The organism is Mangrovitalea sediminis (assembly GCF_002514725.1).
GTDB classification, from domain to species: domain Bacteria; phylum Pseudomonadota; class Gammaproteobacteria; order Pseudomonadales; family Oleiphilaceae; genus Mangrovitalea; species Mangrovitalea sediminis.
Map to the genome: position 1 here is coordinate 568,999 of NZ_NTLB01000004.1, position 20,361 is coordinate 589,359.

21 protein-coding genes and 1 pseudogene are annotated in these 20,361 nt (G+C 56.0%); 3 read left to right on the forward strand and 19 right to left on the reverse strand.

Going from position 1 to position 20,361, the window contains the following annotated elements:
- Positions 1-29 precede the first annotated feature (29 nt).
- Genes CLR77_RS12480 through CLR77_RS12490 form a run of 3 tightly spaced genes read left to right on the forward strand, consistent with a single transcriptional unit; the run spans position 30 to position 2,921 of the window.
- Positions 30-2,051, forward strand: a complete 2,022-nt coding sequence (locus CLR77_RS12480; protein WP_097460963.1) for a penicillin-binding protein activator — start codon at positions 30-32, stop codon at positions 2,049-2,051.
- The gene (locus CLR77_RS12485) at positions 1,999-2,334 is read left to right on the forward strand and encodes a YraN family protein (protein ID WP_264754695.1); all 336 of its coding nucleotides are present in this window, start codon (positions 1,999-2,001) and stop codon (positions 2,332-2,334) included. Before CLR77_RS12480 ends, CLR77_RS12485 begins: the two co-directional genes overlap by 53 nt.
- The gene (locus tag CLR77_RS12490) at positions 2,331-2,921 is read left to right on the forward strand and encodes an SIS domain-containing protein (RefSeq protein WP_097460965.1); all 591 of its coding nucleotides are present in this window, start codon (positions 2,331-2,333) and stop codon (positions 2,919-2,921) included. Before CLR77_RS12485 ends, CLR77_RS12490 begins: the two co-directional genes overlap by 4 nt.
- Positions 2,922-2,945: 24 nt before the next feature.
- On the opposite strand, the gene CLR77_RS12495 is transcribed toward CLR77_RS12490, so the two are convergent.
- The 19 genes and pseudogenes from CLR77_RS12495 to CLR77_RS12580 all read right to left on the reverse strand — a co-directional run bounded on the left by CLR77_RS12495 (position 2,946) and on the right by CLR77_RS12580 (position 19,547).
- On the reverse strand, positions 2,946-3,395 hold the full coding sequence (locus CLR77_RS12495) for a ClpXP protease specificity-enhancing factor (RefSeq protein WP_264754696.1): 450 nt from the start codon (positions 3,393-3,395) through the stop codon (positions 2,946-2,948).
- Positions 3,396-3,594: 199 nt separating this feature from the next.
- Positions 3,595-4,224, reverse strand: coding sequence for a glutathione S-transferase N-terminal domain-containing protein (locus tag CLR77_RS12500; RefSeq protein ID WP_097460966.1), 630 nt, complete (start codon positions 4,222-4,224; stop codon positions 3,595-3,597).
- Between the two features lie 111 nt (positions 4,225-4,335).
- Entirely contained in the window at positions 4,336-5,091 is a 756-nt protein-coding gene (locus CLR77_RS12505; protein ID WP_097460967.1) for a cytochrome c1, read from the reverse strand.
- Entirely contained in the window at positions 5,091-6,323 is a 1,233-nt protein-coding gene (locus tag CLR77_RS12510; RefSeq protein WP_097460968.1) for a cytochrome b, read from the reverse strand. Before CLR77_RS12510 ends, CLR77_RS12505 begins: the two co-directional genes overlap by 1 nt.
- On the reverse strand, positions 6,323-6,919 hold the full coding sequence (gene petA / locus CLR77_RS12515; protein WP_097460969.1) for a ubiquinol-cytochrome c reductase iron-sulfur subunit: 597 nt from the start codon (positions 6,917-6,919) through the stop codon (positions 6,323-6,325). The genes CLR77_RS12510 and petA overlap by 1 nt, the downstream gene beginning before the upstream one ends.
- Before the next feature lie 262 nt (positions 6,920-7,181).
- The gene (gene rpsI / locus CLR77_RS12520) at positions 7,182-7,574 is read right to left on the reverse strand and encodes a 30S ribosomal protein S9 (RefSeq protein ID WP_097460970.1); all 393 of its coding nucleotides are present in this window, start codon (positions 7,572-7,574) and stop codon (positions 7,182-7,184) included.
- Between the two features lie 12 nt (positions 7,575-7,586).
- Entirely contained in the window at positions 7,587-8,015 is a 429-nt protein-coding gene (gene rplM, locus CLR77_RS12525; RefSeq protein ID WP_097460971.1) for a 50S ribosomal protein L13, read from the reverse strand.
- Positions 8,016-8,182: 167 nt separating this feature from the next.
- Positions 8,183-9,040 (reverse strand): TatD family hydrolase, encoded by an 858-nt coding sequence (locus CLR77_RS12530; RefSeq protein ID WP_227519901.1) that lies wholly within the window; start codon positions 9,038-9,040, stop codon positions 8,183-8,185.
- Positions 9,009-10,589: a peptide chain release factor 3 gene (gene prfC, locus CLR77_RS12535; RefSeq protein WP_097460972.1), complete on the reverse strand. Its 1,581-nt coding sequence runs from the start codon at positions 10,587-10,589 to the stop codon at positions 9,009-9,011. The genes CLR77_RS12530 and prfC overlap by 32 nt, the downstream gene beginning before the upstream one ends.
- An 80-nt stretch (positions 10,590-10,669) precedes the next feature.
- Positions 10,670-11,326, reverse strand: coding sequence for a hypothetical protein (locus tag CLR77_RS12540; RefSeq protein WP_097460973.1), 657 nt, complete (start codon positions 11,324-11,326; stop codon positions 10,670-10,672).
- Positions 11,327-11,329: 3 nt separating this feature from the next.
- Positions 11,330-11,824, reverse strand: coding sequence for a ribosomal protein S18-alanine N-acetyltransferase (rimI, locus tag CLR77_RS12545; RefSeq protein WP_227519902.1), 495 nt, complete (start codon positions 11,822-11,824; stop codon positions 11,330-11,332).
- Positions 11,821-12,621 (reverse strand): hypothetical protein, encoded by an 801-nt coding sequence (locus tag CLR77_RS12550; protein ID WP_097460974.1) that lies wholly within the window; start codon positions 12,619-12,621, stop codon positions 11,821-11,823. The genes rimI and CLR77_RS12550 overlap by 4 nt, the downstream gene beginning before the upstream one ends.
- A 17-nt stretch (positions 12,622-12,638) precedes the next feature.
- Positions 12,639-14,186: a 2-isopropylmalate synthase gene (locus CLR77_RS12555; protein WP_097460975.1), complete on the reverse strand. Its 1,548-nt coding sequence runs from the start codon at positions 14,184-14,186 to the stop codon at positions 12,639-12,641.
- Positions 14,187-14,291: 105 nt separating this feature from the next.
- Positions 14,292-14,996, reverse strand: a complete 705-nt coding sequence (locus CLR77_RS20315) for an ABC transporter ATP-binding protein (RefSeq protein ID WP_227519913.1) — start codon at positions 14,994-14,996, stop codon at positions 14,292-14,294.
- 207 nt (positions 14,997-15,203) lie between these two features.
- Positions 15,204-15,659 (reverse strand): annotated as a pseudogene (locus tag CLR77_RS20320) (hemerythrin domain-containing protein); the annotation flags it as partial.
- Between the two features lie 15 nt (positions 15,660-15,674).
- The gene (locus CLR77_RS12565; protein ID WP_097460977.1) at positions 15,675-16,433 is read right to left on the reverse strand and encodes an ABC transporter ATP-binding protein; all 759 of its coding nucleotides are present in this window, start codon (positions 16,431-16,433) and stop codon (positions 15,675-15,677) included.
- Positions 16,430-17,437 carry a branched-chain amino acid ABC transporter permease gene (locus CLR77_RS12570; RefSeq protein ID WP_097460978.1) on the reverse strand — a complete coding sequence of 336 codons (1,008 nt, stop codon included), beginning with the start codon at positions 17,435-17,437 and terminating at the stop codon, positions 16,430-16,432. Before CLR77_RS12570 ends, CLR77_RS12565 begins: the two co-directional genes overlap by 4 nt.
- Positions 17,437-18,312: a branched-chain amino acid ABC transporter permease gene (locus tag CLR77_RS12575; RefSeq protein ID WP_097460979.1), complete on the reverse strand. Its 876-nt coding sequence runs from the start codon at positions 18,310-18,312 to the stop codon at positions 17,437-17,439. The genes CLR77_RS12570 and CLR77_RS12575 overlap by 1 nt, the downstream gene beginning before the upstream one ends.
- Before the next feature lie 77 nt (positions 18,313-18,389).
- Positions 18,390-19,547 carry an ABC transporter substrate-binding protein gene (locus CLR77_RS12580; RefSeq protein WP_097460980.1) on the reverse strand — a complete coding sequence of 386 codons (1,158 nt, stop codon included), beginning with the start codon at positions 19,545-19,547 and terminating at the stop codon, positions 18,390-18,392.
- Positions 19,548-20,361 lie beyond the last annotated feature (814 nt).

Consider the following 20,361-nt stretch of genomic DNA (forward strand, 5'->3'; position numbering starts at 1 on the left):
CTTGATCTGACTGGTGCAGCGAGCCGTTCATGTCCAAATTTTCAGTGAGCTCCCGCGTTGCCGCGCTGGCATTCGCCGCGCTTTTGGTCACCGCCTGTACACCCGGCCCGGTCAAACCGACCGTCAGCACAGCGGCGAACACCCCGGAATCCTTAATTGCAGCGGCACAAAAGGCCACTCAGGCCAATGAAAGAGACCGCCTGCTGCTACAGGCTGCAGACATCCTGCAACAAAAGACTGACGACCACCGGGCTCGGCAGGTACTGAAATCCGTAACAGCCGACCAACTGACACCGGCACTGAAGGACCAGTATCTCCTACTCTCGATGCGAAGCGCGATCAATCTTAACGATGTAGCCTGGGCTCAGGACCTGGCACCGTCGCTAAGCCCCGATCTTTACACCCATTACCCATCGGACAAGCAGCCACAAGCAGCACTGCTCGAATCAAAAACCCTGGCATTGGCCAACCAGCAGGTCCAGGCCGCAGCCATACTGGTCGCGGCCAACAGCCTGTTTCCCGATGACCAGGCCCACCAGAATCGCAACCAGATCTGGCGCTGGCTGGAGTCGGCCAGCAGTGACGCCCTAGCCCAGGAAGCCAAGCGGTCGAGCAGCTACAACATGCAAGGCTGGCTGGAGCTGGCAATGGCCCTACACCAAGCGGGCCAAAGCCTGGACCAGCAGAGCCGGGAAATCCGGCAGTGGCAGCAAAACTGGGCCAATCATCCCGCCGCCACCCAGCTGCCCGACGAGCTGGCCCTGATCGTCTCGCTTGTCCAGCAGCGGCCGGAGCGACTCGTCCTGGCCCTGCCGCTTAGCGGCAACCTGGCCGACGCCGGCAAGGCCATCCTGGAAGGCTTCGTTGGCGCTTTCTACCAGGACCAGCGCCACAATGACCACAAAACCCGAATCGACGTGGTGGATACGGGATCCGGCGATTTCATGCAGCACTATAAGCAGATCATGGCCAAGTCTCCGGACCTTGTGATCGGCCCTCTGTCCAAAGCCTCGGTGGCAGAACTGGCCGGTCAACCCAGCCTGCCGGTACCGGTCCTGGCTCTGAACTACCTCGACAACCCGTCAGCCACAACACCGGATAATCTATTCCAGTTCGGTCTTTCGCCAGATGATGATGTTCGCCAGATTGCAGAGCGCCTGCGCAGGGACGGCGACAAGAAGGTCCTCGCCATTCTGCCGACAGGCGATTGGGGAGACCGGGTCCTCCAGGCATTCCAGGACAGCTTTGTCCAGCTCGATGGCGAAGTTCTCGACAACAGCCGCTTTGCCGGCGACGACACTCTCAAGCGGGCTGTAGCCAACCTCCTGGGCGTCACGCAGAGCCGCGACCGGGCAATTCAGGTGGAACGCACTATCGGCATGGACGTCAAGTTCGAACCACGACGCCGTCAGGATGCGGACGCCATTGTCATGGTGGCCTCTCCGCCAGTAGCTCGCCAGATCAAACCATTGCTGGAGTTCTATTTCGCTGGAGACCTCCCGGTCTACGCAACCTCTCTTGTCTATACCGGCAAGCCAAACCCCCAGCGCGATGCCGATCTCGATGGCGTCCGCTTTACCGACCTGCCCTGGGTACTGGCCAACCAGAACCCTCTGCGAAAGGAAGTGCAGACGACGTTTCCGTCGCTGTTCGGACAATACGACCGCCTTTTTGCGATGGGTGCCGATGCCTATCTGCTGAGTTCGAGACTGCCGCTGCTGAAACAGGTCCAGGGAAGCATGGTCGACGGCGCCACTGGCTTGCTGACCATGGATGACAGCCGCCGCATTCACCGAAAGTTGGACTGGGCCATTTTCCGAAACGGGACGCCGCAGTTGCTGCCTGCCGACCAGACAGACACTTCGGCGCCGACTTCCGACAATACAAACCCAGCGCAACAACAACCCGCCGGCGAACCTCCGGAAGCTTCGTCGGCCAATGACAACACGGTCAAGGAAGATAACGATGCCGGCAACTCGGCGGGCGACGGGACAGCAAATGGAACAGCTGGCCAGCCGCTACCTGCGCAAAAAGGGACTACAAGTCCTTGAAAACAATTACTACTCGAAGCGAGGTGAAATAGACCTCATTTGCCGGGACGGTGACACGCTGGTCTTTGTGGAAGTCCGCTTCCGCAAGAGTGACGGACTGACCAGCGGCGCAGAAAGCATCACGCCGACCAAAACCCGGCGCATCATTCATACGGCCCAATGCTATCTGCAGCAACACGCGCTATGGCAAATGCCCTGCCGCTTCGATGTCGTGGACATCTCACGCTCGTCGCTGGGCCGTCATCATATTCACTGGATTGCTAACGCCTTCGACACAACATGACCGATCATCGCGCTTTTATCGAAAACACCTTTGCTGAACACATGGAAGCCGTTGCCGAGACGGCGTCGGACTTGAGCGGCGCCATCAGCGCCATCGCCGAAGCCCTGGTCGGCACATTACTGAACGAAGGTCGCATCCTGGCCTGTGCCAACGGGACAGCCAATGTCCTGGCACAGTATTTCTGTACGAGTCTGCTCAACCGACTGGAACAGGAACGCCCTGCGCTGCCAGCCATCAACCTGGGAGCCGACGCCACCACTTATGCCGCCATTTGCCGTGACAACCGTTTCAACGACACTTTTTCCCGCCAGGTACGGGCTCTGGGTAAGGAAAACGACACGCTTCTGGTCATTGTGGACGACGGTCACAAAGCCAACCTGATCCAGGCGATACAGGCTGCTCACGACCGACAGATGCGGGTAATCGTTATCAGTGCAAAAGAGGAAAACGACATTATGTCGCTATTGCACCCGGAAGATCACGAGATCGCCTTGCACGACCTATCTTCAACCCGGGCTGCCGAGGTCACACTGCTCGTCATCAACGCTATCTGCGCACTGATCGACCAGATGCTGTTCGGCGTGTAACCCAGGTTACACGCCCCGCCACTGTTACTTGATGACCTTGAGATTGGGCTTGCTGCTTTTCTTTTCAGCAGCAGTCCGCTCCGTCGATGATGCGTCTGCCGGTACGCTGGCAACGCCTACCGGGCGGCTTTCCGGTGGCATTCCCGGCTCGCTGCCAAAGACCATCCCCTGCCCATTTTCCTTGGCATAAATCGCCAGGACACCTGCCATAGGGATGTAGACATGCATCGGCACACCGCCAAACCGCGCACTGAACTCCAAGGCTTCGTTGCCAATCAGGAGCCCCTGAACAGCAGAGGGACTGATATTCAGCACAATCTGCCCATTCGCGACGTAATCCATGGGCACCTGTACTCCAGGCACCGCGGCGTCGACCACGACATAAGGCGTCACCTGGTTATCAAGGATCCATTCATTGAAAGCCCGGACCAGGTAAGGACGACTTGAGACCATGTTATTTGCTGGCGGATTCATAAAGCCTCCGTCGCTCATTGATGAAAATCCTCAACGCCCCTAACAAACGCTCAATTACTGCACACGCTGGTCAAGATACGCCTATTGAGGGTGCCGGAACAAACGCTTCTTCGGAAAGACAGGCAAACCGCCGAAAAGTTTGTTCCAACCAGGGAGTTTGCATTCGAGAACCGCGCGCCCCCTCATCAAGCCGGAATGCTCAATCCCGCATATCTTCTTCGATATCGGACAGGCTGGCTTTAAAGCCTTCTCTGGCAAAAATACGTTCCATATATTTGGTAATTGCCCGAGCCGGCTTCTCTGGCAGCTCGATACCCATTTTCGGCAAACGCCAAAGGATCGGAGCTACACAGCAGTCGACAATCGTGAACTCTTCACTCATGAAGAAAGGCCCTTCGGCGAACAGCGGCGCTGTCGCTGTCAGGCTTTCACGCAATTCCTTCCTGGCTTCTTCCACATCCTTGTCGTTACCGCCGGAAAGAATGCGATCCACAAGGCCGCACCAGTCACGCTGAATCCGGAACATCATCAAGCGACTGTTGGCGCGAGCCACAGGATAGACCGGCAACAGAGGAGGATGCGGGAAACGCTCATCCAGATATTCCATCATGATGTTCGGCTCGTACAGCACCAGATCCCGGTCGACCAGCGTCGGCAGCGCATTGTACGGATTCAGATCAGACAGTTCCTCAGGAGGATTGTCGGGATCTACATCCACGACATCGACCGTAACACCCTTTTCAGCGAGCACAATACGGACACGGTGGCTGTAATGACTGGCCGGATCAGAGAAAAATGTCATTGATGACCGTTTGGTCACAACGCCCATAGGACTACCCCGTGATGATTGGTATGGACAGAATGGTTCCAGACAAAACCCAGCGAGCGACGATATATCGCTCGCTGGGTCTGTAAGATCCAGCGATTATACCCGAAAACGTTAGTGCACGTCTTTCCAGTACTCGCGATTGAGCAGATAAGCAAACACAAAGAAGATTGCGATGAAAATCAGGACGTATGTCCCCAATCTTTCCCGCTGCAATTTTATGGGCTCACCCATGTAAAACAGGAAGTTCGTGATGTCATACGCAACCTGATCATACTGCTGCGGGGTCATCGATCCCTTTTGCGCCCACTTGGAGCAGCCACCCTCACCCCGCACGTCACCGCTCATAGGATCGACATGCGGCTTCGCACCCAGGCGCGGCGGCTCAGCACACAGCCCCTGAAGATTCACCAGGACATGAGGCATGGCAACCTTCGGAAAGACCACGTTGTTCACACCACGCGGGCGACTGTCATCTTTATAGAAGCCTTTCAGGTAAGAATAAATCCAGTCCGCTCCACGCAAACGTCCTTCCAGCGTCAAATCCGGCGGCGCCTTACCGAACCAGCCTGTAGCCTGACTCGGACTCATTGCGTTATCCATGAGCTCACCGATTTTAGCGCCGGTGAAGATCAGGTTCTTCTCATACAGTTCGTTCGGTATTCCCAAATCCTTCGCCACCCGTTGATAGCGCATGTATTTGGCCGAATGACAGCCCATACAGTAGTTCGTGAAATATTTATCGCCCCGCTGCAAGGAAGCCTTGTCATGCAGATCCGGCGTCATATGATCCAACGGAATGGCATCTTCAGCCGCCACCGCAAAAACCGGAACGAGGAGTAGCGTCAGCAAGACCATCAGCTTTTTCATCAGCCTGTCACCCTCTCTGGTACCGGTTTGGTTTTCTCCATCCTTGTGTAGAACGGCATCAGGATAAAGTACGAGAAGTATAGAACCGTCATGATCGACCCCCAGGTATTATGGGTCGGCGAAGGCGGCACCATGCCCAGATAGGCTAGCGAACAGAAGCTGATCACAAAAATAAGCAGGAATATCTTACTCAACCAGCCCTTGTAGCGAATCGACTTCACCGGACTGCGGTCGAGCCAGGGCAGCACAAAGAGAATCGCAATCGCGGCACCCATCGTAACCACACCCCAGAACTTGCCGGGCAAACCAAACAGGTTCACGTGCACGGCCCGCAACATCGCATAGAAGGGAGTGAAGTACCAGACCGGCTCTATATGGGGCGGTGTCTTCAGCGGATTGGACGGTTCAAAGTTGGGCGTTTCCAGGAAGTGGCCACCCAATGTCGGGAAAAAGAAGACCACTGCGCAGAAGACGAAGAGGAAAACCGCCACAGCGCAGATATCGTGGACCGTATAGTACGGATGGAAGGGAATACCATCTTTCGGAATACCATTCTCATCCTTGTTTTTCTTGATTTCGATACCATCGGGATTATTCGAACCAACTTCATGCAGCGCCAGGATGTGCATCACGACCAGCGCAAGCAGAATGATCGGCACCGCCACGACATGCAGCGCAAAGAAGCGGTTCAGCGTAATGCCTGAAATCAGGTAGTCACCGCGAATCCACAGCGACAGGTCGTTACCGATGCCCGGAATCGCGCCAAACAGGTTGACGATAACCTGCGCTCCCCAGTAAGACATCTGCCCCCAAGGCAGCAGGTACCCGAAAAACGCCTCCGCCATCAGGCAGAGATAGATCGTCATCCCGAAAATCCATACCAGTTCCCGCGGCTTGCGGTAAGAGCCGTACATCAGCCCACGGAACATGTGGAGATAGACCACGATGAAAAACGCGGACGCACCCGTTGAATGAAGATAACGGATCAACCAACCCCACTGCACATCGCGCATGATGTACTGCACCGACGCGAAAGCACCTTCGGCAGTCGGGTTATAGCTCATTGTCAGCCAGATACCGGTCACTAACTGGTTGACCAACACCAGCAGCGAGAGAGAACCGAAGAAATACCAGACGTTGAAGTTCTTAGGTGCGTAGTATTTGCTCAGGTGCCGCTCGTAGGCATCGATGATCGGCAGGCGAGCGTCAATCCACTGAATCAGCTTTTGCATCACGCTTTCTCCGGATCCACGCCAACAACGATAGTGTCCTCGCCCACAAAGTGATAAGGCGGAACCTCCAGGTTCAACGGCGCAGGCTGGTTAATCCAGACCCGGCCAGCGAGATCGTATTTGGAACCGTGACAAGGGCAATAATAACCACCTACCCAGTCCAGCCCCTTGAGATCGTCGGGATGCACTTCGGGCCGATAGTTCGGCACGCAGCCCAAATGGGTACAAATACCAACCAAAACGGAAATGTGGGGCTTGATAGAACGATAGATGCCGGTAATGTAGGGAGGTTGCTGCGGATTCTTGGACTCGGGATCGGCCACCCGATCATTCATTTTCTTGATATTTGCCAACATCGCATCAGAGCGGCGAACGACCCAGACAGGCTTGCCGCGCCATGCAACAGTCGCCTGCTGCCCTTCCTCAATCTTGCTGATATTGAATTTGACCGGAGCTCCGGCCGCCTCTGCTTTGGCACTGGGCTCCCAGGACGCCACGAAAGGCACGGCAGCCCCGACGACGCCAACTCCCCCCACAACCGAGGTCGCACCAATTAGGAATCGGCGCCGACCCTGGTTTACGTCGCCATTACTCATGCTGGTTTTCTCCCATCAAGCAAAAGCGCCCCTCGGTGTGACGAGATCCGCGCCGACACAAACCGCAGGAATTTCTTATTAATACGCAAAGATACTAATGAAATTAACGATACCTTACAAGCAAGCCACCGCCGCAAACCTGTCCCGGATCAATGAATTGCCAAAGCCTGAAGATAGCAGCAAGAAGAGAGGTTTGCCGGAGGATGCCACAAAAAAACCCGGCCAATAGCCGGGTTTTTTGAACAGTCGGAGTAAGCCGCTGTTAACGCTTGGAGTACTGCGGACGCTTACGCGCTTTACGCAGACCCACTTTCTTACGTTCGACTTCACGTGCATCACGAGTCACATAACCCGCACGACGCAGCGCAGAACGCAGATTCTCATCGTATTCGATCAGGGCGCGCGTCAAACCGTGGCGAATTGCGCCAGCCTGACCGCTGGAACCACCACCAGCAACCGTTACCTTGATGTCGAAACGATCCACTGCTTCCGAAAGAACCAGCGGCTGACGCACGATCATGCGCAGCGTTTCGCGACCGAAGAATTGCTCGATGGTGCGACCGTTGATGGAAATACTGCCGCTACCAGGCTTGATGAACACACGGGCGGTAGAGGTTTTCCGACGACCGGTGCCGTAGTTTTGAGATGCTGCCATATCCGCCTTCCGTTAAATGTCCAGAACTTGAGGTTGCTGAGCGGTATGCGGATGCTCAGTGCCTGCGTAGACTTTCAGCTTCTTGAACATCGCCCGACCCAGCGGCCCTCTCGGCAGCATGCCTTTAACGGCACTTTCGATCACTTGCTGAGGAGCTTTTTGGATCAGCTTATCAAAGCTGATGGAACGAATACCGCCAGGGTATCCGGTGTGATGATAGTACTGCTTCGCGGTAGCCTTCTTACCGGTTACCCGCACTTTCTCCGCGTTGATCACCACGATGTAATCGCCGGTGTCGACATGGGGCGTAAATTCAGGCTTATGCTTGCCCCGCAGACGACGGGCGATTTCTGTAGACAAACGACCCAGCGTTTTGCCAGACGCGTCCACCACATACCAGTCACGCTTAACGGTTTCTGGTTTCGCACTCAGAGTCTTCATTGATCCCGCCTTACAAACATTAATCGCCTACACTCCTGACACTTCCATCAAGAGAAGGCATGAACGACTTGGTTATAGGCTTTCGTCACCCGGGGCTAGGATTGACAAAAAGCCACTTAAAGCCAGGGCGCGCATTATACCCAAGGTTATATGCCCTGCCAAGCCTTTTACGGTTTTCGCCGATACAGCCGCCGCACGTTGTCCAACAGCGTCTCAGCCAATACCGTCGCGGTTTCCTGCCGCAACGCACAAAGCGCCTCGAAAATCCGCCGCAATGCCAGAGAGTTGTTGTGTCCGGCATCAATACCGGCAGGCAACATATCAGGCGCATCGGTTTCCAGCACCAAACAGGAAAGCGGCAGGCGACTGATCGCGTCCCGGGTCTTGCGGGCCCGCTGATAGGTAATCACCCCACCGACGCCGATAAAACCACCCTGCCGGGCAAAGCGATATGCCTGTTCGTAGCTCCCGGAAAATCCATGAACCAGGAACGTACCCTCAAAACGTGCACGACTCAACATGGCGAACACATCGTCATGCATACGAACGGAATGAATGACCAGCGGCAGATCCAACGCTTTGGCCAGACGGATCTGGGCATCAAAAAAAAACCCTTGTCGCTCTAGGTCCGGTTTGAGCGCATCCATCCCGCATTCGCCCAACGCTACCAGAGCCTGATCCCGTTCCGACAGTCGCCGTTCAAGAGCGACAAGCGCCTCCCGATCGTGCTCAGCCACAAACCAGGGGTGTATTCCCAGACAATAGGAAAGTCGGGAATCTCCTCGCGCCGTCTGGCAAACCCGGGACCAGTCGGCCTGGCGCACACCGGGAATGACCAACCCCAGAATACCCTCAGCATCGAAGCGAGCCAGGATCGACTCCCTCCGACCATCGAATTCCGGGAAATCAAAATGGCAGTGGGCGTCGAACAAAGGCAGAAGCTCGACAGCGCGTTCCTCCGCATCACCAGAGGCGATGCCCTCGCGACGGTCGTTAGTGCTCCCGCGTCTTATGGAAGCTGACATCCGGATATCGCTCCTGCGACAACTGGAGATTCACCATGGTCGGCGCGATATATGTCATGTTGTCGCTACCATCCAATGCCAGGTTGTCGTAACACTTGCGTTCGAATTCCTCGAACTTGCGGGCATCGTCACAGGTCACCCACCGAGCCGTTGCGACGTTGATCGGCTCATACATCGCCTCAACCTTATATTCGCTCTTCAGGCGATGCACCACGACATCAAACTGCAGAACACCGACCGCTCCCACAATCAGGTCATTGTTCCTCAGTGGACGAAACACCTGAACAGCCCCTTCTTCCGACAGCTGGATCAAGCCTTTCTGCAACTGTTTGGACTTCAGCGGATCACGTAGCCGAATACGCCGGAAAAGTTCGGGCGCAAAATTCGGAATACCGGTAAAACGCAACTCTTCGCCACTGGTGAAGGTATCGCCCAACTGGATGGTACCGTGGTTATGCAGGCCGATAATATCCCCCGCATAAGCCTCATCGGCACGCTCCCGGTCACCCGCCATAAAAGTCAGCGCATCGGCGATGCGGACATCCTTGCCAATGCGGACATGCCGCATTTTCATGCCCTGTTCGTAACGCCCGGAAACGATCCGCATAAACGCCACCCGATCGCGGTGCAGCGGGTCCATGTTGGCCTGTATCTTGAACACAAAGCCGGAAAACAACTCTTCCTCAGGCTCGATCTGGCGCTGATCCGTCTGACGCCCCCGCGGAGACGGCGCCCACTCGATCAATCCATCCAACATATGATCCACGCCGAAGTTACCCAGCGCAGTACCGAAGAATACCGGCGTCAACTCGCCGCGTAGGAAGGCATCGAGTTCGAACTCATGCGAAGCGCCCTGCAGGAGTTCAATCTCGTCACGCAGGTTGCCGGCATCACTACCCAGGACCTCGTCAAGCTCGGGGTTATCCAACCCCTTGATGATGCGACTGTCTTGAATGGTATGCCCCATCCCGCCCTGATAGAGAATGACCTCATCACGCATCAGGTGATAAACGCCGCGAAATCCTTTACCCATACCGATCGGCCAGGTAATCGGTGCGCAGGCGATATTGAGGACATTCTCGACTTCGTCCATCAGTTCGACCGGATCACGGGTGTCGCGATCCAGCTTGTTCATGAATGTCAGGATCGGCGTATCGCGCAGGCGCGTGACCTCCATCAGCTTGATGGTCCGCTCCTCAACGCCCTTGGCACTGTCGATCACCATCAAACAGGAGTCCACCGCCGTCAGCGTCCGATAGGTATCTTCAGAGAAGTCTTCGTGCCCCGGGGTATCGAGCAGATTCACCAGGCAGTTGCCGTAAGGAAACTGCATTACCGACGTCGTCACTGAGATACCCCGTTCCTTCTCCATCTCCATCCAGTCGGATTTCGCATGCTGACCGGACTTCTTACCCTTGACCGTACCAGCACGCTGCAGCGCCTTGCCGAAAAGCAGGACCTTTTCAGTGATCGTGGTTTTACCCGCATCCGGGTGAGAGATAATGGCAAACGTACGACGCTTGCTGATTTCCTGTGCCAATGTCGTCATGAAAACCGTCGGGTCAGGCGTGAATGAAGGGCGCTATTATAGGCCTTAGAGCGCCGCCTTGTAAGGAACCTTTAGCCGCCCTACAAATAGCGGCTCTCGTCGAGCGTCAGCAGGCGTTGTGGGAAGTACACCATTAAGCCGGTGATCAGCATGCCGTTCACAAACGCTTCCGGCAGCATGATCATTGGTAGGTAACGCAGGTAATCGGCAACCAGGGTATCCCAGCCGTAGACACCGCCGGCCAGCAGCACCAGGACAGCGGCGATCGCACTGCAGGCAGCAGAAATCGCCGCCCCGAAAAAGCCGCAGACAAAAATATACGCAAAGAAAATACGGAAATGGTTGCGCTCCCAGCGCATAACGCCGTACGTCACCAGTGCCGGCAGTATCACCGTGACAAGACCATTGACCGCAAAATCGGCCAGAGCCTCGCGCCCCAGCAAAACCATGGCGATCAAACTCAGGCTGCCGGCAAAAATCGCCAGCGGCCAACTGAGCATCAGGGACAGTGTCGTCATTCCCAGGATGTGTACAGCTAACCCGGGCAGAATTCCCGCGCGCAGGTTCCAGAGGATCATCAACGCCACCGCCGCACCAAAAAAAGTGTGTTGCAGTGGCTTCTCGACAAACAGCTGATCCCAATCGGCATAAAGGGCCGCCACCAGCATCAGGACGCCCCACAGGATCCAGCTCCCCCACAAAATACTGCCGGGAAGGAGTGCACCGGTTAACCCCATAATTCACCCTACGGGATGTTTCAGCACCATGACGCGGGCATCCTCTCGCCCTCCCGGGGCCGGGTAATAGCCCTTTCTCAGCCCGACCTCTTCAAACCCCTCACTGAGATAAAGCCTGTAAGCTTCCCTATTGGACGCCCTGACTTCCAGCAGAATCTGTTCGCAGGGCCGCAACAGGCTCCGCGCAATCACATAGCGAAGCAGACGCCGCCCCAGCCCGAACCCTCTGTGTGTAGGCGCCACACAGAGGTTGAGCAAGTGCACCTCTTCGAACTGCCACAGGATAATGGCATAGCCCAGGAGCTGCCCCTGCTGAACCAATCCCCACACTTCGTACTGGTCACTGAAACAGTCGCCAAGGACGCCTTCGCTCCAGGGGTGGGAATAGGAAACCTGTTCAATCGCCAGCATCGCAGGAACATCATCCAACGTCAGACGGCAAAACTCCGTGCCATCGGCCGCGGTCTGGACAAACGTCTCGCGTGCGCCAGAGTTCACGAGACCGCGCCTTGCTGCTCCTGAATGCGCAGCCAGAGACGGCGCTTGAGTTGACTGTCGGCCGCCATATCCGCCGGCCGAAAATCTTCCCGCAGCCAAAGGTGTCGCGGCTGAGCGACGCCGGCATCGATAACCCGACCGCTCTCCTCGCCGAGAACGATCCAGGCATGCTCATCCTCAGCCGGCAACAGACTTCCCAACACGACCTTCAAGCCATCGACGCCGTTGCCAGGGATCAGCGGATTCGCGAAGACGGGCCAGCGGACCTGGTGGAAGCGGATTGGGTGTGTCAGATTCTGACCGTCATCACCGAGTGCTCGCAACAGGTTACGGATCAACTTCTGCTGCAATTCAATGCTGACCTGAGGGTCCAGGTCGGCCAAAACCGCATAACGGTGCCCAATCCAAAGAGCGCAATAAATCGAAATGGAGGGAATCGGCTCCGGCGCGGAAGCTTCCAACCGCGCGGCTTTGGGCACCGTGGCGGCAGGTGCTGCTTCAGGTGCCTGCTGCGGAGGATCAGCAGTCTCCCGCATCAGTCCGGAAAGGTCCGGAGCCCGCGCGACCGGGACCTCCCGGGGAGCCTGGGGCCGCCTGTCCGGCTGAGGCGCAGGCGGTACAACCGGAGCTGCAGCCGGGACATCGGCAACCACGCCGGCAGCGGACGGCGTGACCGCCGGCTCATCCGTCGAAAAATCCAGATCGGGAGACGGCGCCGCGCCAGGCAACGCCTGGCGTGGATACCACAGCGTCACCCCCATTGCCTGGAGGTAGAACTGGCGGGTCGCCTCTTTCATTACAGTCCCCTTCAGCGTCAGACATCCCCCTGGGGATGCTGACGCTGGGTGTCGGTACTGATCAGGTTCAGCGCATGGACATATGCCTTGGCCGACGCGATCACGATATCGGTGTCGGCTCCGAGGCCGTTCACAATGCGCCCACCCCGTTCAAGACGCACCGTCACCTCACCCTGAGCATCGGTGCCGCTCGTAATGCTGTTGACCGAATAGAGCTGCAACGAACAACCGGAGGATGTGATTGCCTCAATTGCCTGATAGGTCGCATCAACCGGACCACTGCCATCCGACTCCGCAGTATGTTCCTTGCCATCGATCATCAGCGTCACATTGGCACGGGGAATCACCCCGGTTTCCGAGCAGACGTTCATGCACACCAACTTGAAACGCTCTTCCACTTCAAGCGACTTACTGTCGCTGGCGATGGCCTGCAGGTCTTCGTCAAAGATTTCATGCTTGCGATCAGCCAGATCCTTGAAGCGGGCAAAGGCTTCATTGAGTTCCGTTTCAGTCTCAAACTGGATACCCAGCTCCTGCAAACGGGTCCGAAACGCATTCCGGCCGGAATGTTTGCCCAACACAATACTGTTGGTATGCCACCCGACATCCTGGGCCCGCATGATTTCATAGGTTTCACGGTGTTTGAGGACACCGTCCTGGTGGATCCCAGACTCATGGGCAAAGGCATTTGCACCGACAATGGCCTTGTTCGGCTGAACAGGAAAACCCGTCACCGTCGAAACCAGACGGGAGGTGGGCACGATATGGGACGTATCGAGACGCGTCTGGACGTCAAAGTGATCCTGGCGCGTCCTTACCGCCATCACGATCTCCTCGAGCGACGCATTACCCGCCCGCTCACCCAGGCCATTAATGGTGCACTCGACCTGGCGCGCACCGTTGGTCACTGCGGCCAGGGAGTTGGCAACCGCCAACCCCAAGTCGTTATGACAATGCACAGAGAAGACCGCCTTATCGGCATTCGGAATGCGCTCGAGCAGCTGGCGTATCATCGTCCCAAACTGGTCGGGAACCGCATACCCCACCGTATCGGGGATATTGATCGTGGTCGCCCCCGCATCGATCGCGGCTTCGATAATCCGGCACAGAAAATCGATCTCAGAACGACCGGCGTCCTCGCAGGAAAACTCGACATCCGAGACCAGGTTCCGGGCACGCCGGACCGCCCGGACCGCTTGCTCGATCACCGCATCCGGCGGCAGCTGCAGCTTGTACTGCATATGAATCGGCGAGGTGGCAATAAACGTATGGATACGTGCGGACTCAGCGCCCTGCAGCGCCTCGGCCGCACGGTCAATATCCTTGTCCAGAGCACGGGACAGGCTACAGACTGTGGATTCCCTGACCGCCTCCGCAATGGCTTTGACCGCGTCAAAATCCCCGGGGCTGGCGATAGCAAATCCCGCCTCGATAACATCGACACGCATCCGCTCCAGCGCCTTGGCGATGCGAAGCTTTTCGGTTTTCGTCATCGAAGCGCCAGGACTTTGCTCGCCATCGCGCAAAGTCGTGTCGAAAATAACGAGATGCTCTTTCTGGGACATTGAGGCCTCCATCAGGCAAAGTCTGAAGGTTTTCGGGGGAGTATATCACCGACACGACATTTCGGGTGATGTGCCCCGCGGCCTCTTAGATCTTCATTACAGGGACTACATCCCCAGATAGGCCTCCCTGACCTTTTCGTTGCTCAGCAGATCCTTTCCGCTGCCTTCAAGTACCATTTCCCCGGTCTCCAGTACGTACCCGCGATCAGCCAGCGCCAAGGCCTGCGAAGCATTCTGCTCAACCAGGAAAATCGTCATACCCTCTTCCTTTAGCTCTTTGATGATATTGAAAATCTCTTCAACGATCAGCGGTGCCAAGCCCATGCTGGGCTCATCCAACAGCAGGAGTTTGGGGCGCGCCATGAGCGCTCGGCCGATAGCCAGCATTTGCTGCTGCCCCCCGGAAAGCTCGCCAGCCAGGTTGTGGCGTTTCTGCTGGAGAATGGGGAAGCGGCTGTATACCTTTTGCAAATCCTCCTGGACACTCTCCCCGCTCCCCCGGGTATAGGCCCCAAGCCTCAGGTTGTCATGGACAGAAAGATCCCTGAAAACCTGACGGCCTTCAGGCACCTGGACAATGCCACCACGCACCCGGCGGTCAGCCGAAAGACGACTGATGTCCCGTCCCTCATAAGTCACTTTCCCACGATCCAATGGCTGCAAGCCCGAGATCGCCATCAGGAGCGTCGACTTGCCGGCGCCGTTGGCCCCGACCAGCGATACGATCTCTCCGGCGTAGATGCGCAAGCTGACCTCATGCAGCACCTCGATCCGACCGTATGACGACACCAGCCCCTCAATAGAGAGGATTTCCTGCCCCTGAGGACGAGACACCACCGCCTGATGCTTAAGCCCTAGGCCGCCGAAGCGCTCAGGGGCGTAGCTCACGATCTGATGACGCAACTCGCGAAATTCCTCCCGCACGCGATCACCGAAGAGTGGGTCGTTCTGCTGATCCCGGGAGCGGGCGATCTGTTCCCAGTCTGCCTCGGAGAGCACCTCTCTGGCCCGTGGAATAACCACACCTTCCTCTTTCTTGATGTGCTTGCGTAGCGCCTGGGTAAAGCGGCTTAATTCATGACTGAAAGTCTCCCGACCTTGCGGCCAGTTCGCCACGCAGTCAACCAGCAACGCCCTCAACACAACAAGCTTCTCGTGGCCGATCAGATAACCACGCTCCAGCTTGTCCAGCAAAGGTGCGGTTTCAGGCGATTTTTCCCGCAGCAGCCGATACAACACGATTTCCGTCTTCTGGCTGTGCACCCGGTTCGAAAAGTGCTGGATGTAATCGAAAATCGCCAGGAAAAGCGCTTCGTCGGGCCGAGCACCATTGATATTCATATCCTGCTGCAACTGGTCCAACAGGTCGATAATCCGCCACAGGCCCTGATGCTCGCGGACGATGACACCGATGGCCTGCTCCCGCACGGAACGCTTCTGACCTGATTCGGATTGCGTTATCTGCTCACTCATAGCTATGCCTTCCAATCAGTTGCCAAGATAGGCAGCAATCACGTCGGGATTGTTACGGACCTCATCCGGCGTACCCTCAGCCAGCTTTCGCCCATAGTTGATAACCAGCAAACGGTCGGAAATCCCCATAACGAGTTTCATATCATGCTCAACCAGCATGACCGTAACGCCCTGTTCTGCGACTTTGCGAATCAGCTCATCAAGTTGTGCAGTCTCGGTCCCGTTCAAGCCTGCCGCAGGCTCGTCCAGCAGCAGAATCCTTGGCTCAGCCGCCAGAGCACGCGCAATTTCCAGGCGTTTGAGTACACCGTATGACAGGGAAGCCGCATCGGCGTCGACATAATCACCACAGCCGACGAACTCCATAAGGGCCCTGGCCCTGTCACGGCAGTCCCGCTCCTGCTGCCGCAGCGACGGCAGACGCAAGACAGAGGAAAGCAGGTTCCCACGTAACTTGAGGTGACGTCCCAGCATGACGTTTTCCAACGCCGTCATATTCATACACACCTGCATCTGCTGGAAGGTGCGGCACATACCGCGCTGCGCCAGGCGGTTCGGGTCCAGACCGACGACATCTTCGCCATTCAACCGAATATCCCCGCGGGTCGGGGTATAGAAACCGGTTATCAGATTGAACAGCGTCGTCTTGCCCGCACCGTTCGGCCCGATCACCGAATAGACCTGCCCTTCGTCCACGGTGAAGCTGAGCCCCTCAATGGCATGGACGCCGCCAAAGGTCTTGTCCAGCCCACTGACTTCGATCATCGCACTCATGCATCACCTCCCGCCCTGGCCCCTAGACGGCTTTTCAGGATTCTTATCATCGTGGGGAGCAGGCCTTTCGGCATGAAGATCATCGTCAGCATCAGAATCAAACCGAAAATCATCGTTTCATAATCCTGGAAACCCGTCAGGAACTGGGGAAGAAGTTTGAGGACCACCGCCCCCAGAATCACGCCCATAGGCGACGCCATCCCTCCGAGAACAACCATTGTGATCAGAAGTATGGAGTGGTCGAAGTCGGCGATCGCTGGCGTGATGAACCCGGTAAAGTGCGCAAACAGGCTACCCATTACACTGGCATAAACCGCTGATATCACGAAGACGAGACTTTTATAGCGAGCCGTGTCGACGCCGACCGTGCGAGCCGCGATTTCTGACCCATGAATGGAGCGCAAGGCCCGCCCGACCGGGGAGTCAACGATGTTCTGCGCAACCAGCACTGCCAACAACAGCACCACAATCGAAAACAGATACCAGGCAACGTAGCCCTGGAGCTCAAACCCGAAAATCTTATAGACGCTGAAGGTACTCAGTTCCCAACCGAAAATACCCAGTGGCGGCACGGACATGCCATCAGGCCCTCCGGTCCATCCACTCTGGTTATTGATGATGATTGCGATGATAAAACCGACTGCGAGCGTCGCCATGGACAGGTAGTGCCCCTTGAGACGCAGTATCGGGCGCCCGATGATCCAGGCCAGCAAACCGACAAAAGCCGCCCCCGTAAACAGCGCGATAACCGATGGCCAGCCGAACCGTGAAGTGGCGATGGCACTGAAATAGGCGCCGAGGCCGAAGAACGCCGCATGGCCAAGACTGATTTGACCGGCATAGCCGACCAATAGGTTGAGACCCACGACGGTGCTGGCAACGATCGCGATCTGCGTTGCCATATCGAAATAGAACGGGTTATCCATCAGAAAAGGTATGGACAGCGTAATGAAGGCCAGGACGATCAAGCCACTTAATCGCCATTTCAGGAATTGCTTCAACATCAAACGCGCTCCACCACCCGTGCACCGAACAAACCTCGGGGCATGAAGAAAAGCACCACCAATATCATGGAAAATGCCACCGCATCCTTGTAATCCGACGAAATGTAGCCCGCGGTCATGGACTCCACGACGCCCAACAACAAGCCCCCAACTACGGCACCGACACCACTGCCCAAACCGCCGATCGTTGCAGCAACAAACCCCTTGAGTGCCAGCAGAATGCCAATGTTATAAGCCGTGAAAGTGATCGGGGCGATGGTCACGCCCGCGACAGAACCAAGTAATGCCGAAAGGCCAAAAGCCAGCATCAGCACCATTTGCGTGCGAATCCCCACGAGCTGGGCCGCCAACCGGTTCATCGACGTACCAAGAATGGCACGCCCCATCAGGGTGCGGGAGAAAAACAGGATCAGGGCGACAACCAGAACAGCGCCAATACCCAGGACCCAAAGGCTTTGTGCGTTAAGCACGGCACCACCGATCCGGATAGGGGCTTCACCTGAGAAAGGCGGCACAACATGGTAGTCCTTACCCCACACCACCTGCGCCACCCCCCGAATAAATATGGAGGCACCAATGGTGATGATGATAAGGGTAACCACATCGGCATTTTTGGCGGGAGCAATCGCCAGTCGTTGCAACGCAACGCCCACCAAACAGGCCAAAGCCACGGCAAGAATGATGGCAAAGAACATGGGTATCCCCATGTGCATAAACGCTACCGTACCCATACCGCCAATCATTACAAATTCGCCCTGGGCGAAGTTGATCACGCTGCTGGCGTTGTAGATGAGCGTAAAGCCGAGCGCGACTAAAGCATATGTCGCACCGATCGTAATACCCGTAAACAGGTATTGCATGAATTCTGCGAACATCGGAGTTTTACCGTCAGAGGCTGGCCGGCCCAGGCAACAACGCCGGGGCCGGCAGGTTTAGGAAACGGCTGGAGATCCTAGTCGATCAGTGCCCATTGACCGTTTTTAACTTCCAGCATACGGAACGACGCTGGAGTAAGACCGTTGTGGTCTGTAGGGCTCATGTTGTAGATCCCGGTGACCCCAACGTGATTTTTGATTTTCTCCAGGGCTGCACGAACCGCGGCCTTATCAGTGCTTCCGGCACTTTTGATCGCCTCAACCGCCATCATCAAACCGTCATACGCATACCCGCCGAAGGTCGACACACTTGAATTCCAGCGCGCTTCATATTCGCTTTTATAGGTTTGAACGACAGATTTCTGGGGATCGCTTGCTGGGAGAGAGTCTGGAACAAGCAAAGGCGACGCAGGCAGACGCAGACCCTCGGCAGCCTGTCCGGCCAATTTCAGGAAGGCATCAGAAGCCACACCATGAGACTGATAAAAGGGCAGCTTGATATCCAGGGCAGCATAGTTTTTGGTTACGATTGCCGGACCCTGCCCGAAACCGAAATTCAGGACAGCCTGCACGCCTTTGGTATTTCGAATGTTGGTCAACTGAGCCGTCATATCGGAATCCGAAGGGCCGTAGGTTTCATCAGCGACGATATCAATACCCATTTTCTTGGCCGCTTCCAGCGTTTGCTTACGCCCGGATGCACCGAAGCCGCCCGTACCGGAGATCAATCCGATTTTGGTCAGCCCGCGAGATTTCATGTCACTCAGAATACGCTCTGCAGCCATGCGGTCCGATTGCGGCGTTTTGAAAATCCACTTTTTGACCGGGTTGACGATAACCACGGCGCCCGCCAGAGAAACAAAAGGAATCCGGGCCTGCTCTACGAGGGGGGCAACAGCCATAGTTGCACCGGTGGTACTTCCACCGACGATGATGTCCACGCGATCAGAACGGATCAAACGGCCAGCAAAATTACGCGCATTGGAGGGCTTGCCAACGTCATCATAGTGAACCAATTCCAGCTGACGCCCGAGCACCCCTCCCTCCTTGTTGATCTTCTCGACATACATTTGCAAGGTTTTCAGCTCAGGATCGCCGAGGAAAGAAGCGGGCCCGGTCGCGGAAAGAAAGGTACCGATTTTAATCGGTTCCGCCGCTTGCGCGGAAACAACAAACAGACTGGTCACTAGGACCGCAACAAACACACCCAAACGGCGTAAAAAATGCTTAGCCATTCTTGTTTCTCCCGGATGATTGGAGCAACAACGTTGCTCTCATTTGTTTTTGTTAACGTTTAATGACCCACTTTATTAAGGTGGATTATTTTTTTTGTATCTCTTTTCAGCTCGTAAAGACGAAGAAAATCACTACAACCAACTTATTTCTAGCCCACTAACGATTTGTTAGCGCTCTACAACAAGATCATTTTGACACATTCATAAATTTTAAATAAAAGCTATTGTATCGCTTTACCAATGTCAACTACCGCATAGAGGCCTAGAAAGCGACACTACTGACACGCCCCGAAAAACCCTTTAGTAAGCAGGGTTTTAGGCATGCGCACCTCAATAAAAAGAAGATGAATTTTGTTTGCGAGCCGGCTGAAGACCACCCAAAAGCTGGTCTTTTTCGGAAATCGAACAGGATGAACAAAGCCTTGGAAAGGAGCAAAACGCGCTAAACACAACGAATGCCGGCGCGTGAGACGTGTGAGACAGAGTGACATGTGCGAATAGCCATCAGTGCCCGGCCTCTTATGCCGGACGCCAGCCTAAACTACGGGGCATCTGAGGCAACTGAGACAAAGCCCCTATAGGCAGGGCAGATAAGCTATTTTTCGGATTCCCTAAGCCGGTTCAGGGACATCATGGACGCAAATACGGGGGAATTATTCGGAGAGTTAGCAGCCGGGAAGCGGTGTGATGGGCCATTCGGCCGGAGGAGAGGCCGCGCGGCGTCCAACGCCGGCGCATAAAAAAGCCCCGGCAGCTTTCGCTGTCGGGGCTTGGTATTAAGAGCCTGACGATGACCTACTCTCACATGGGCATA